At 35.8% G+C, this 13,425-nt stretch carries 13 protein-coding genes, 4 tRNA genes and 1 riboswitch; of the genes, 6 read left to right on the top strand and 11 right to left on the bottom strand.

The annotated features are described in order from the left end of the window. Nucleotides 1-88 precede the first annotated feature (88 nt). The 9 genes from CQA62_RS01375 to CQA62_RS01415 all read right to left on the bottom strand — a co-directional run bounded on the left by CQA62_RS01375 (nucleotide 89) and on the right by CQA62_RS01415 (nucleotide 9,617). Nucleotides 89-715: a thiamine diphosphokinase gene (locus CQA62_RS01375; protein WP_104723980.1), complete on the bottom strand. Its 627-nt coding sequence runs from the start codon at nucleotides 713-715 to the stop codon at nucleotides 89-91. Further along, entirely contained in the window at nucleotides 712-1,404 is a 693-nt protein-coding gene (pnuC, locus tag CQA62_RS01380) for a nicotinamide riboside transporter PnuC (protein WP_104724208.1), read from the bottom strand. Before pnuC ends, CQA62_RS01375 begins: the two co-directional genes overlap by 4 nt. After that, nucleotides 1,395-1,491, bottom strand: a riboswitch (TPP riboswitch). Its footprint overlaps the gene before it by 10 nt. Before the next feature lie 84 nt (nucleotides 1,492-1,575). Next, nucleotides 1,576-2,904, bottom strand: a complete 1,329-nt coding sequence (locus CQA62_RS01385; protein WP_104723983.1) for an anaerobic C4-dicarboxylate transporter — start codon at nucleotides 2,902-2,904, stop codon at nucleotides 1,576-1,578. Between the two features lie 22 nt (nucleotides 2,905-2,926). Further along, nucleotides 2,927-4,348: an aspartate ammonia-lyase gene (aspA, locus tag CQA62_RS01390; RefSeq protein WP_104723987.1), complete on the bottom strand. Its 1,422-nt coding sequence runs from the start codon at nucleotides 4,346-4,348 to the stop codon at nucleotides 2,927-2,929. A 210-nt stretch (nucleotides 4,349-4,558) separates the two neighbouring features. Beyond that, nucleotides 4,559-4,984 (bottom strand): thioesterase, encoded by a 426-nt coding sequence (locus tag CQA62_RS01395; protein WP_104723990.1) that lies wholly within the window; start codon nucleotides 4,982-4,984, stop codon nucleotides 4,559-4,561. Nucleotides 4,985-4,986: 2 nt separating this feature from the next. Beyond that, entirely contained in the window at nucleotides 4,987-5,883 is an 897-nt protein-coding gene (gene cmoB / locus CQA62_RS01400) for a tRNA 5-methoxyuridine(34)/uridine 5-oxyacetic acid(34) synthase CmoB (RefSeq protein WP_104723993.1), read from the bottom strand. Beyond that, nucleotides 5,876-6,874, bottom strand: coding sequence for a hypothetical protein (locus CQA62_RS01405; RefSeq protein WP_104723996.1), 999 nt, complete (start codon nucleotides 6,872-6,874; stop codon nucleotides 5,876-5,878). The genes cmoB and CQA62_RS01405 overlap by 8 nt, the downstream gene beginning before the upstream one ends. 8 nt (nucleotides 6,875-6,882) lie before the next feature. Continuing rightward, nucleotides 6,883-8,790 (bottom strand): methionine--tRNA ligase, encoded by a 1,908-nt coding sequence (metG, locus tag CQA62_RS01410; protein ID WP_104723998.1) that lies wholly within the window; start codon nucleotides 8,788-8,790, stop codon nucleotides 6,883-6,885. A gap of 143 nt (nucleotides 8,791-8,933) precedes the next feature. Beyond that, a complete protein-coding gene (locus tag CQA62_RS01415; protein WP_104724000.1) occupies nucleotides 8,934-9,617 on the bottom strand; it encodes a Bax inhibitor-1/YccA family protein in 684 nt (227 codons plus the stop codon). A 145-nt stretch (nucleotides 9,618-9,762) separates the two neighbouring features. On the opposite strand from CQA62_RS01415, the gene gap reads away from it, so the two are divergent. From gap to CQA62_RS01445, 6 genes are all read left to right on the top strand, one after another. Continuing rightward, nucleotides 9,763-10,752, top strand: coding sequence for a type I glyceraldehyde-3-phosphate dehydrogenase (gene gap / locus CQA62_RS01420; protein ID WP_324753852.1), 990 nt, complete (start codon nucleotides 9,763-9,765; stop codon nucleotides 10,750-10,752). After that, complete coding sequence (locus CQA62_RS01425; protein ID WP_104724004.1) at nucleotides 10,743-11,948, top strand: outer membrane beta-barrel protein; 1,206 nt, start codon at nucleotides 10,743-10,745, stop codon at nucleotides 11,946-11,948. Before gap ends, CQA62_RS01425 begins: the two co-directional genes overlap by 10 nt. A gap of 62 nt (nucleotides 11,949-12,010) precedes the next feature. After that, a tRNA-Pro gene (locus CQA62_RS01430) sits at nucleotides 12,011-12,088 on the top strand. Between the two features lie 17 nt (nucleotides 12,089-12,105). Next, a tRNA-His gene (locus CQA62_RS01435) sits at nucleotides 12,106-12,182 on the top strand. Nucleotides 12,183-12,196: 14 nt separating this feature from the next. After that, a tRNA-Arg gene (locus CQA62_RS01440) sits at nucleotides 12,197-12,273 on the top strand. Between the two features lie 16 nt (nucleotides 12,274-12,289). Continuing rightward, nucleotides 12,290-12,366, top strand: a tRNA-Arg gene (locus tag CQA62_RS01445). A gap of 48 nt (nucleotides 12,367-12,414) precedes the next feature. Here the strand turns inward: CQA62_RS01445 and CQA62_RS01450 are convergent. Continuing rightward, entirely contained in the window at nucleotides 12,415-12,984 is a 570-nt protein-coding gene (locus tag CQA62_RS01450) for an ImmA/IrrE family metallo-endopeptidase (protein WP_104724006.1), read from the bottom strand. 2 nt (nucleotides 12,985-12,986) lie between these two features. Next, entirely contained in the window at nucleotides 12,987-13,376 is a 390-nt protein-coding gene (locus CQA62_RS01455; RefSeq protein ID WP_104724010.1) for a hypothetical protein, read from the bottom strand. Nucleotides 13,377-13,425 lie beyond the last annotated feature (49 nt).

Genomic DNA, 13,425 nt, shown 5'->3' on the forward strand with positions numbered 1-13,425 from the left:
AATTAATATTTAGTTGATATTTTGTGATTTAAACTCTACAGGTGACGTGCGATAAAAATCTATAAAATAAAAAACCAATGGAATATTTTTAATGAATCAATGCATGATAAAGGATGACACATTCTCCTTCTTTTTGAGAATGAAGTGTAAAATATTCTCCTCTTGCTTCATTAAGAGTACCCTTTGCCCAAAGGGGTAGGGCAAGATGATGAAGGGGATATTTGAGTCCTTTAGAGGTAAGTAGAGTGTTGGGATTGGGGGTAAAAATTGAGATTTGCTGACCTTTTTGGCTTGAAATTTTACAAGGAGTTTTATGGACACTAAAGGTGCCAAAATCACTTTTAATCACAACACTTTTGCAATGATGAATATAGATAGAGAGTAAAGAAATATTTGCAATCGTATGGTCCTCTCTTTTTCCTGTGGCCCCAAGAATACTAAAATCATCATATCCTAAATCCACGCAGTAAAAAAAAGCTTTAGATAAGTCATTGCTTTCTTGTTCTTTGATGTGGATAATTTTTTGGGAGTATTTTTCTTTGAGTCTCTCTGTAATGCTGTCTAGATCACCAATAATAATATCTGGTTGAATCTCTAATTGTTCAAGATGACATACGGCCCCATCACAAGCAACTAAAAACTCTGCCTCTCTTAGCTCATTAATGAGCGAATTTAATGTTGGAAAATCACCATTGGCAAGAATTGTAGCTTTCATTGATTTTCCACCTCTTGTTTCTTCATTTCTCCCCTCCACACAAAATAGTAATACACCCCCGCTATAAAGAAAATGATGATATTAAGTAATTGTGCAATTTGTTCTTTGCTTGTATCATAAATAAGCCACCACATGATAATTGTAGCGATATTGGCTAAGGTGACTAAAAGATAGCTTTGCACATAGCGTTTGACTTGTAGATAAAAAGAAAGGATCTGAGCCATTACACTAAAGGCATTGAGGTAGGCAAAAGAGGCATTAAGACTTTGTAGATACATTCCATAAATATAAGTTGCAAAGGTGATTAATAGGCTATAAAATATGATTTCTTTTATGTTTAAAGAGGTGATTGTAATTTTTGTTTTTGCTTGATTTTGGTGATTTTTCCACATAAAGATTCCAGCAAAATTGATGGGTAGATATAAAATATTGAGCATCATATCGCCATAAAGTTTATTTTCATAGGCAATATAGGCATATAAAAGTGAATAGGGGATGCCAAAAAAGAAGCAAATAAATTTTCCTTCTCCTGCAAAAAATACATAAATAATTCCCAATACTGCCACAACGATACTCAATACTCCTCCATGATTTAAAACAGAGAGCATAACAACAAAAGAGCAGGTGAGAAAAAGCAAAGTGTAGAATCTCAAAGAGAGATTTGTAAATTGGAGTTTAAGAAATTCCATATTTTCTTTCCTTACGACGGCATTATCCGACAAGTTATGAGGGTATGATCTCAGCCTAGAAAACTCTAAGCACCCCTTGAAAATTAAATTTTAGTCAATTTCTAATCAAAAATATCCAAAAATCTTTCTATACCCAAAAAAGTAGAGCCAAAATGGAGGAGGTTTCCTCCATTAGAGCATTATGGGTGCAAGAATAAAGCCAAATAATACACTCAGTGCAATAGCAAGCAATCCTGGAATCATAAAAGAGTGATTAAAGATATATTTTCCAATCTTTGTGCTTCCCGTATCATCCATTTGCACAGCCCCTAAAAGTGTGGGATAAGTAGGGAGGACAAAAAGTGCGCTTACAGCTGCGAATGAAGCCACGATAATATAAATATTTTCTGTGTGTCCTGCATTGATTCCAAGTGCCGCAATAACTGCAGGCATTAGAGCCTTTGAAGTTGCAGCTTGAGAATAAAGGAGCATTGAACCAAAGACAAGTCCAACAGAAAGCAAATAAGGATAATCGGTTACAATGGCTGAAGCATAAGTTTTGATCTCTTCAATATGAGCTTTTACAAATGTATCTCCAAGCCAAGCAATCCCAAGAACACAGATGCAAGCAACCATTCCACTTTTAAAAACACTGCTATCAGGGATTTTTGCAGGAGGAACTTTGCAGAAAAAGACAATCAGGGTTGCTACAGTAAGCATAAAACTCATAATTGCCCCATCTCTTGGTAAAACAACAGGATCAATCAGTCCAATATTTTTTGAGATTGCACATGCATAAATGACAACACACACAACCCCTAGCGCAAAGAAATAGACAGAGCGCTTTGCTTCAACACTGATATGACGTTCATTTTGAGGTTTGGGTTTGCTGACAAGTCCTTTTGCTAATCTCTCTTGATAGATTTTATCCTTGCTTAAATCCAGTGAGCTAAAAGTGCTGATGATAAAGGCTGTGAGCATACATGCACTAAAGGTTGTAATAATCCAGATTCCTAAAAGTGTTAAATAACTCATTCCAAAAGACTCTAATACTCCTGTCATATATACAACTGCTGCTGAAATAGGTGAGGCAGTAATGGCAATTTGAGAGGCTACAACAGAAATACTTAGAGGTGCTGAGGGTTTAATATTTGCACTCTTTGCAACATCGACAATCACAGGCATCATTGAAAATGCTGTATGTCCAGTTCCTGCAAAAAGTGTTAAAGCATAAGTGATTAATGGGGCCAGATAATTAATATATTTTGGATTTTTTCTCAAAATTTTTTCTGCTAAATCAACTAAGTAATCCATTCCCCCCGCAACCTGCATTGCTGAAATTGCAGCAATCACTGAAGCGATAATTAAAATGACATCAGTAGGAATTGCACCCGGTTTTAGTCCAAAGATTAGAGTTAGGATAACTACACCAAGCCCTCCAGCATAGCCTATTCCAATCCCTCCTAGTCTTACTCCTATAAAAATTGTCCCCAAGAGGACAATAATTTCTAAGGCGAGCATTTTTTCTCCTTGTCTTTTAAAATCAGCATTGCATTTTAGCTTTGTCCTCACTGGTCATATGAGGTTTCAACATATTTTCGGGTTTAAAAATTTCATCAAGTTGAGCTTGAGTGAGTAACCCTCTCTCTAATACAATCTCACTTACACCCCTTCCGCTCTTAAGTGCTTCAGTTGCAATAGAGGCTGAATTTTCATATCCAATATAAGGATTGAGTGCTGTTACAATGCCAATCGAGTTAAAGACATAGCTCCTGCACACATCTGCATTAGCAATGATTCCATCTACGCATTTGCTTGCAAGAGTTCGCATTGCTTTTGAGAGCATTTCCATTGAGTTAAAGAGTGCATAGGCTAATACTGGCTCCATGACATTGAGTTGGAGTTGCCCAGCTTCAGCTGCAAAGGAGACAGTTACATCATTTCCAATAACCATAAAGCATACTTGATTAGCGACCTCTGGGATTACAGGATTGACCTTACCAGGCATAATTGTGCTTCCAGGCTGCATTTTAGGCAATACAATTTCACCGATCCCTGCTCTTGGCCCAGAGCTTAGAAGTCGTAGGTCATTGCATACTTTTGAGAGCTTAACGGCCACACGTTTAAGTACACCGCTAACTTGGACATATGCGCCATTGTCCTGCGTTGCTTCAATCAGGTTTCCAGCAGTAATAAATGGTTTTCCAGTCACTTCTTGGAGTTTTTGTTCTACAACCTTTGCATAATCAGGATGAGAATTCATACCTGTTCCAATTGCAGTTCCGCCAAGATTCATTTCTCTAATAAGATTTCTTGCTTCAAGCACTCTGTCAATATCTTCTCCAATCATCACGGAGAAGGTTTTAAATTCGGCTCCTAGAGTCATAGGAACAGCATCTTGAAGTTGAGTTCTTCCCATTTTAAGAATATCTTTAAACTCTTCAGCCTTTTTGTCATAAGAAGCTTGAAGAAATTTCATACTCTCAGCAAGTTCTGTAAGCTTATCATAGATTGCAATCCTTATTGCAGTTGGGTATGCATCATTTGTGCTTTGGCTTAGATTAACATGATCATTTGGATGACAATATTTATACTCACCTTTTTTATGTCCCATAAGCTCAAGGGCAATGTTTGCAATTACTTCATTTGCATTCATATTTGTGCTTGTTCCAGCACCTCCTTGAATCATATCCACAACAAATTGGTCATTATATTTTCCACTTATTACTAAATCACAGGCCTGACAAATATAGTTCTTAAGCTCATTGCTCAAAAGTCCTAATTCATTATTTGCTAAAGCAGCTGCTTTTTTAACTTGTGCAAGTGCAATAATAAATCCTGGAAAGTTTTGGAGTCGATCATGAGAGATATTAAAGTTCTCCATTGCTCTAAAGGTTTGTACTCCATAGTAGACATTTTCAGCAATTTCTAGATCTCCTAGAAAATCATGTTCAATTCGTTTCATTTTTTCTCCTTTTTACGTATTTGTGAATTGATGTAAATAGGATAGTAACCCTCTACAATACTCTAAATAGCAAAAAAATGAAAATTTTTCTCAAAGATTGTGGGGGTATGATACAAAATGTTACAAAATAAATACAAAGAATTAAAATCTTAACTTTTTAGATATTCTTGTTAAAATTTATATATATAAAAAAGTTAAAAAATATTTAATCTAATCTTTGAAATTAAGCTTGAATAGCTGTTTTTCAAAAACTGCAATATGGAAGGTGCCTTCAAAAATCTTAATATCTAGTAATGTTCCCTTAACGCTAATTTCAAATTTTTTGCTATTAGATTGTTTGATTGTGGCTAAAAACATCATTTCTTGTTCAAACTCGACAGGAGCTAAGAATTCCACTTCTGAACCAATGGTAATAGCATGAGGTTGATTGGCTAGACACATTGCAGCATAATTTGCAGCATTAAAAATAAAGCCAGAATGAATAAGATTGCTCTCATCACTAATCATTTGTTTTGTAGGGACAAATTTAGTGATCACTTCTTCATAAGTCATTTTTACAATACTTCCACAAAGTTCAGATTTAAGAGCAGTGCAGGTTTGAAGCTCAATATTATTTTGTTCAAAATTTTCTTCCATAATTACTTCCTTTTAAGTTTAAAATATCCACGAATAGGAGCTTGATAACCTTCAATTGTTAAATTTAGATCATATGGAGAGAGAAAATCCTCCAAACTCATTGTATCTATCCATGGGGTCTTTCTTTGTTCATTATTTTGGGTTTGTTTAATTTCTAGCAATTCCACGCTCTCAAATCCAGCCCTTTCACACCATCCTTGCAGTGCAGAAGGGGAAGGGATAAAATAGGCATTACTCATTTTTGCATAGCTTGCTCTAGGACAGAGAGCAAGATCTTCTTGAGTTTGCAAAATTAATGTATCTAAAATTACTTCCCCCCCGTTTTTAAGAGATTTTGCAAGAGTCTTAAGTGTAGTTATAGGATCTGTGCGATGATAGAGCACGCCCATACAAAAAATCATATCAAATTTTTTACCATATTTCTCTAGATGTTCAATCCCCAGCATTTCATAAACAATAGAAGTTTTAATAAAATGATTGATAAAGTCAAATTGGCATTTAAATAGAGCATAGGGATCAAAACCTGTAATGCTTTTAGGGGAGTGGGAGAGCATTTGAAACATATAATAACCATTATTGCATCCAATATCTGCAATATCTTTGTCCCTTAGATTAAGATAAGGGGTGAGAAGATTCCATTTGATTGAACTATTCCACTCACTCTCAATTCTTAGATCTCCAAGCTCAAAAGGACCTTTTCGCCAAGGTTTTAAAGCCAAGGCACATTCTAAAATCTGCTTTTTTTCCTTTTGATTTAAAGATGTAAAATTGATTTTTATACTTTCATTAAGCTCTAAAGAAGCTTGTAGTGAGGGAAGGGCACTGATTTTCTCAATTAAGGGGACAATATTCTTAGCAAGAAGCTTTTTTTGGGCTTCTTGCCTTAAAGAATCAATCATCAAAAAGGCTCCCACTTTGAGGTTGAGGTTGGAGGTTTTGGAGTAAGAAATCATCATTAACACCCAAGATAATGGCAAAATTATAAGGTCGCTGAAGTTCTTTGAGAAGATTTTGAGGACTGTTATAGGCATAACAGGTGGCAACTGTTGAGAAAATCTCATAATATGCTTGAGGAATAAAGAGGGCAATTTTTGCCCATTTTGCATTGGCAAGAATGTAACCACTGTATTCTTTGAATGCATTTAAATCTTCCTCAGCAATAATGACTCTGCCTGTTTGTCCATATTTACAAAGATGATTTTTAGAATCTACAAAATTGGGCTTAAGATGTGGAATGCTTTGGAATTTTTCAAGTGAAATGTGAATATTTTGGGCTTGGCACATTGTAATCACTGCTGCAAGTTCATTGAGAAAAATACTTGGAAGAGAGAGAGTATTGCGTTGTGAATTAAAATAAATTTTGCTATCAAAAAGTGTGCAAGAAATCACTCTAAAAGGGATATTTTCTGGACGATGGATAGGAATATTTTCCAAAGAAAGTTCAAGAAGTGTGGAGTTTTTAAGAATGAGGTTTTTAAGATTTTCTCTTTGGATCACTTCTAAGAGATCCCCATATCCTCCTTCTAAAATACAAGTGCTTTCATCATCAATAATTTCTTTTGCAATATCAAATTCAATATTTGAGAGATAGAGCAAGGAGATATTTCTCATCAATAAATGAAAACGAATAAAGCGTGTGATTGCATCTTGGAGTAAATCCACTCTAATCCATGCCACTTCATTATCAATCATAGGCATATCACCATCTTCAAATACGATTCCATATGCCCCAAGAGCAATCGCTTCTTTGGCACTCTTTGGGGTAGTTGCTATAAAAAGACTTCCCCTTTGCACTTTTGCAAGATTTGTAGTCACATTTTCAAATATAGAAAGCGGTGGATTATTCAGCAGATTTCCATGAAAGATTTCTACAATTTCATTAACTCTCATTTTTTTCCTTAGCCAATTTTGCTTCCATTTTTTCTTTTCTCTTGAGGAATAATAAGTTTTAAACCATTTGCATCTTTGACAGAAAGGATCATTCCCTCACTTAAAAGACCCATAAGCTTAGCTGGTTTGAGATTTGCTACAACACAAACTTGAGTGCCAATTAAATCTTGAGGATTGTAATATTGAGCAATTCCTGAAATGATTTGTCTAGGCTTTTCTTCGCCCAAATCCACCTTAAAAAGCAAAAGTTTCTCACTGCCTTCTACATTTTTTGCCTCTAGAATTTCTCCTACTCTTAAATCTGAGAGCAAAAAGTCATCAATTTTAATTTGAGGGGTTTTATTCTCTTGTTGTTTTGGCTCTTCTTTTTTATTTTCTTGCAGTATCTCTTCCTTTTTTCTTTTTTCTACTTTTGGAAAAAGTGGAGCAATTTTTTCTAATTTAAAATGATTTTGAAAATGATGGTTCAAGATCATTTGTTGAAAGTTTGATGGAGCAATTTTCATTCCTAGAGCATCGGCAATTTTTCTAGCAGTGATTGGCATAATAGGTGCAAAAAGCAAGGCCCCTTTATATAGGGCGTTGCATAAAAAGACGAGCAAGGCTTGCGTTTTATGGTTTTCCTCATTTTTCATGAGATTCCAAGGTTCATAGCGTGTGATCATTGCATTGGCTAAAGAAAAGATTTTCCATACTTCTTCAAGATAGCGATGAAATTGTGCATTTTCTACAAAAGAGAGCGCTTGAACAATAAGATTTTGCAATTCTTGACTTTCTTGAGGAAAGAACTTTTGAGCCTCAGAGGAAGCTAGAGAGAGGGAAAAATATTTCTCGCTCATTCCTATAAGGCGATTGAGTAGGTTTCCTAAATCATTGCTCAATTCAGAGTTAATACGCTCAATAAGGGCATTGATACAAAAGTCCCCATCTTGCCCAAAAGGTACTTCACGTAAGAGGAAAAATCTGAAAATATCATTACCAAACTCATCACTAACTTCTTTGGGGTTAATGACATTACCAATACTCTTGCTCATTTTTTGACCTTCATTAAGCCACCAGCCGTGAGCATAGATTTTTTGAGGCAAAGGTATCCCCAAAGAGAGCAAGAATGCTGGCCAATAAATTGCATGGAATCGTAAGATGTCTTTCCCTACAAGATGAATTGCCCCTTCCCAAAGATGCATTTTCTCTTCATTTCCCCCATACCCTAAAGCACTTATATAATTAAGTAATGCATCTAGCCAAACATAGACAATATGTTTTTTTTCTCCATTTTGTTTAGGAATTTCAATTCCCCACTCAAAGGTTGTTCGAGTAATAGAGAGATCATTGAGTCCTTGTTTTACAAAGTTAATGACTTCATTTTGACGATAACTTGGCAAGATAGGGTTACTCTCATACCATGCTAAAAGTTGATCTTGATATTTTGAGAGAGCAAAGAAGTAGCTTTCCTCCTTGACTTGATTTGTTGGTTTTCCACAATCAGGGCAGAATTTTCCTTCTTTAAGCTGAGTAGAAGTAAAAAAACTCTCACAGCTCACACAATACTGCCCTTCATACTCACCCTTATAGATATCCCCCTTCTGCAACATTTTTTCAAATGCAAGTTGGACAGACTTGATATGATAATCATCAGTTGTTCTTATAAAGTGATCGTAATCAATTCCAAACTCATCCCATAGATGTCTAAATTTTGTACTGACTTCTGTGGCATACTCCATAGGTGTTTTTCCTCTTGCACTTGCAGATTGTTCAATCTTTTGCCCATGTTCGTCTGTGCCGGTAAGTAAAAAAGTCTCATCTCCTTTGAGAGCATAAAATCGCTTAAGAAAATCAGCAATAATTGTTGTATAGGCGTGTCCGATATGAGGGATATCATTAACATAATAAATAGGAGTTGTAATATAGCGCTTCATTCTTTTACCTTAGAAAAATAAGAATTAGGAAATACTAAGTATTATAACCAAAACTCCTTGAAATTAAAAAAGGGGCCTTGTTTCTTTCTTCAGGCTTAGAAATGTTGAGGAATTTTCCTGCCCTTAAAAGGGCAGGAAAAGGATTATTCCTTATTGCTTGTAAGTCCAATAAGTTGTAAGATGGAAATAAAAAGATTGAGAAAATCTAAATAGAGTGAAATAGCTGCATCAATAGGGCTTTCGTATGCACCTCTAAGAATATTTTGTGTGTCATAAGCAATATAAAGACTAAAAAGAATTGCACTGACTCCAGAAATGATAATTTGGAACATTGAAGAACCAAGAAAGATATTAATCAGTGAGCAAACTACAACAACAATTAATGCAATAAAAAGCATTTTTCCCATATTGGCTAAGTCACTTTTTGTCTTGATGGCATAAAGGCTCATCGCACCAAAAATAATTGTTGTCATTCCAAGTGCATTAGCTACTGCCCAAATACCACTTTTTGCAATGACAAAGCCAAGGAGAGGAACAAGAGTGATTCCACTCAAAGTTGTGAAAGCAAACAGCATTAAAAGATTAATCCCTACCTTTCCTCTACTAAACATTAATCCAAAAAATGCTGCAATCTCAGCAATAAAGAATGCCCATCTATAAGTTATTACAGTTTCAAAAAACATAAAACCTATAATTGCCCCCAAAGTTGCGAGTAAAAGGCTTCCTGCAAAAAATTTATAAGTTGTTTTTACAAAGCTTACAAGTGCATTGTCACTAGCTTGTGTATAGTTAAATGATTGGGTATATTCTCTGTCATAAAGACTCATAACATCTCCTTAATTTTAAAATACAACAAAATCATACACTACTTTTATCTAATACTGAGTTAATTACTGCTTGAAGTAGGGAGATAAGAAATTGGATTGAAAATTGCTTTAAAGTTATAAAAAATTAAAAAAGAAGAGGGAAATTTTGAGTATTAAAATCGCAATCAATGGTTTTGGAAGATTGGGGAGAAGCATTGCAAGAGTAATTTTACAAAGCAAAAATGTAGAGCTTGTCGCTCTTAATGATGTGAGTAATTGGAAAGTGTTGCATTATCTTTTTTGCAATGATACAATCCACAAAGCCTTGCCTTATGAAGTAGAATTTAATGAGGGGTATTTTGGAGTGGGGGGTAGAAAAATTATCCTCTCTAACTTTGAGAATCCTTGTGATATTGATTTTGGATCTGTTGATGTGGTAGTTGAATCTACGGGGAAATTTCTTACCCAAGAGTTCGCCTCTCATTATTTGCGAAAAGGAGCAAAAAAAGTCATTCTCTCAGCTCCCGCACTTGATGATACTCATACCTTTGTTTTAGGGGTGAATGATCAAGAATACAGGGGTGAATCTATTATCTCAAATGCATCTTGCACAACAAATGCTCTAGCCCCAATTTGCAAGATCTTAGATGCTCATTTTGGGATTGAGAGCGGAATACTTAGCACAATTCACTCCTATACCAATGATCAAAATTTACTTGATAATGCGCATCGCAGTGATTTTCGTCGTTCAAGATGTGCAGGATTAAACATTATTCCTACAAGCACAGGTTCTGCTAAGGCTCTTTATCGCGTTCTCCCCAATCTTAAGGGAAAAATGCATGGACATAGTCTAAGAGTTCCTGTAGCTGATGTGTCTATGGTGGATTTAGGGGTAAGGGTAAAAAAAGTTTTGGAGATAGAGAGATTAAATGAAATTTTTGAAGAATATATGCATAAAGAAATGAAAGGGATTATTGGATTTGATGAAAAATATAAAGTTTCTAGTGATTTTATAGGAAATCCACTCAGTGCAATTATTGCCAAGGATTTAACTTTTATACTTCAAGAGAAACATCTTAAGATTATGGCATGGTATGACAATGAGTGGGGGTATGCTAATAGAATTGTGGAAATGGCAAAAAGAATATGCGAATAATCTTTTTTGTTCTTTTACTTGTTGGGTGGAATGAAGCCATTTCTTATTCTGTAACCTCTGCCAATAATCGTGGAGATACAAATAAGGGTTTAATAGAATATCGGGGGAAATTACAACCTAAAGTTGTGGCAAATAAAAGTTATGGCTATACAGCCAAAAGTGATATTCCTATCAATATTCAACCCTCTTTGGCACCAAGGAAAGTTGTGGGAAATTCTCAAATTGCCACTCAGATTCGGCCAGCGCCTCAAATGCAATCACAAGGAAGAGCACAATCTCTTCCTGTGCAAATTACTCCTATACCCAGCCACCTCTCTCAATCTATGGCTTCAACACAGATCCCTGTCCAAGTCATTCCCCCTACACAAGAAAGAGCGCAAAATGTGCAAATTCCTGAACTTAAGGTTAAGGTCTATCCCCCTACAATAGGGAATACAACACGTAAAGACAATCACGAACTCAAGGTTGATGTAGAGCAATCGCGTCCTATTACGCAGGAGATGATGTTTTATCCCCAATCTCGTCCTAAGATGAAACTTCCCCCGCGAAAGAGTAAAAAACCACTCTCCCCACCGCCACAACCCATCTATCAAGAACAGTATGACGATGATGAGAGTGAGCCATTATTTATACGCAATCGCAATGGAGTGATGATAGGTGTTGGTATAGGCGGTATGTTTAATCGTGTATGGATAGGGGGGAGCGGGGATAATCATCGATTCTATGATAATGATTTTACATGGTATTTTAGATTGGGATACCAGTATTATTTTACCCCTTATCTTGGACTTCGCTCTTATGTGCATTTGGGAGATTGGAGTGATAGGCTTAGTGATAATTTTTGGGATGCTCAACAAGGCAGGCGCACAGAAATTTTTGCCACCTCTAATCTTAATTATAGTGGATATATTGAGATGCTTTATGATTTTGTAGTGCTAGAAAATCATAGTTTTGGGATTTTTGGAGGATTTGGTGTGGGGGTAGGAAGTTATGAATTTGGTAATGATGGCACAGATGTGGTGAGTGATTATTTTGTAATGCCTATGATATCAGCAGGATTTGCCTATACTCTTTATCTTAATAATCGTTTTGAGCTAGAAGTTAAAGCACCACTTAGACAAGGCATACTTGAAGGAGTGTATCGTGCAGAATTCTCCACTTGGATGTTGGGGTTGAGTTATACCTATGTTTTTTGAAAATCTCTTGACAACAAAAGGGAGTTGAGATATAATCGCAAGTTTTATGTTTATTTTCTTGTCGGGGCGTAGCGCAGTCTGGTTAGCGCACTTGGTTTGGGACCAAGGGGTCGAAGGTTCGAATCCTTTCGCCCCGACCATTCTTCTTGATTTTATGGTGGGTGTAGCTCAGTTGGTTAGAGCATCAGATTGTGGTCCTGAGGGTCGTGGGTTCGATCCCCATCACCCACCCCATAAAAGCTTTTCGTGCGTTCGTAGCTCAACTGGATAGAGCACCAGACTTCGGATCTGGGGGTTAGGGGTTCGACTCCCTTCGGGCGTACCATAGCTCTTATTGATATGCGCTCATAGCTCAGCTGGATAGAGCAACGGCCTTCTAAGCCGTAGGTCAGAGGTTCGAATCCTCTTGGGCGTACCACTTCTTAGGTTTTTTAATTCTATTATTGTAAATACTCCCTATTTTTTATTAGAGTTTTGACTTATCAATATATTTTAAATTTACAAGCCGCCATTTCATAGCATCATAAGATACTCTAAATCTATCCGCCATTCTTTGGATAACCTGTTGCAGATTGAGATTTTTAAACTCGGGAGTTTCTGTAAGCCTTTTTGCTTCCTGTGCTATTAGTCTTAGAGGCATTAGGAATTTTGCCGCAAAGCTATTTGCCCTTGATTCTCTTGGATCTTCCGATTCACTGCGATAAAGCGTGTTGTAATCATCATTTATTGACATATTTTCTTGATCAAGATTAGGGAGAATATCATTAACGATATGCCCCAATTCATGAGCAAGTGTAAAATTTTGTCTATTCTCAGAAAAAGAGGTGTTAAGCCAAATTTCAGGATAGCCATTTTTAAGATATACACTGCCATCGAGTGCAAGTTTGTCCCACTCCATTTTTTCGCTAATAGTGATATTAAGCTTTTCTCTTAGAATAGTTTTTATATCTACAGGAGCATTGTTGATTTTTAAGATATCTAGAATTTCTTCTGCACTTTTTCCCAAAAGGATACTTTTTAATTCTTCTATATTCATTTTTACTCCTTTCCTTGGAATTGGCTTTGCACTTTTAACTCTTCTTGTGATAACTCATAATCTACGTTATTTTGTTCTTTTGATTTAATAGTTTGTCTAGAATCTAGAATATTTTCTGTTTCTGTGCGTATTAAATCCAAAAATCTCTTTTTAAACTCATCTTTTTCAACAATACATTTTATAAAATTTTCCAAAACCATTGGATTTTGTGAAACTGTATCAAGCATTTTGTCAAAATGTTCTTTAAACTCTTGCTCATTTTTCTTGATTGATGATTTTTGAATATAGATAGCAACACAGCTTACAACAATTGTGGTTATTGCAATAAAGACTCCCATTGCAGAAATAGTTATCCCCATTAGACTGGCTACTTCACTAGCATTTAGTCCCAATGCAAACTCCTTAATGTTTTGATGCTTATCATTAGGAATATTAGTGTTT

This window comes from Helicobacter cholecystus (assembly GCF_003364215.1).
Taxonomy (GTDB): Bacteria; Campylobacterota; Campylobacteria; order Campylobacterales; family Helicobacteraceae; genus Helicobacter_G; species Helicobacter_G cholecystus.

Coding starts and splice junctions, on each gene's coding strand:
- CQA62_RS01375 (WP_104723980.1), bottom strand. CDS start 715: ATGAAAGCTACAATTCTTGCCAATGGTGATTTTCCAACATTAAATTCG.
- pnuC (WP_104724208.1), bottom strand. CDS start 1,404: ATGGAATTTCTTAAACTCCAATTTACAAATCTCTCTTTGAGATTCTAC.
- CQA62_RS01385 (WP_104723983.1), bottom strand. CDS start 2,904: ATGCTCGCCTTAGAAATTATTGTCCTCTTGGGGACAATTTTTATAGGA.
- aspA (WP_104723987.1), bottom strand. CDS start 4,348: ATGAAACGAATTGAACATGATTTTCTAGGAGATCTAGAAATTGCTGAA.
- CQA62_RS01395 (WP_104723990.1), bottom strand. CDS start 4,984: ATGGAAGAAAATTTTGAACAAAATAATATTGAGCTTCAAACCTGCACT.
- cmoB (WP_104723993.1), bottom strand. CDS start 5,883: ATGATTGATTCTTTAAGGCAAGAAGCCCAAAAAAAGCTTCTTGCTAAG.
- CQA62_RS01405 (WP_104723996.1), bottom strand. CDS start 6,874: ATGAGAGTTAATGAAATTGTAGAAATCTTTCATGGAAATCTGCTGAAT.
- metG (WP_104723998.1), bottom strand. CDS start 8,790: ATGAAGCGCTATATTACAACTCCTATTTATTATGTTAATGATATCCCT.
- CQA62_RS01415 (WP_104724000.1), bottom strand. CDS start 9,617: ATGAGTCTTTATGACAGAGAATATACCCAATCATTTAACTATACACAA.
- CQA62_RS01425 (WP_104724004.1), top strand. CDS start 10,743: ATGCGAATAATCTTTTTTGTTCTTTTACTTGTTGGGTGGAATGAAGCC.
- CQA62_RS01450 (WP_104724006.1), bottom strand. CDS start 12,984: ATGAATATAGAAGAATTAAAAAGTATCCTTTTGGGAAAAAGTGCAGAA.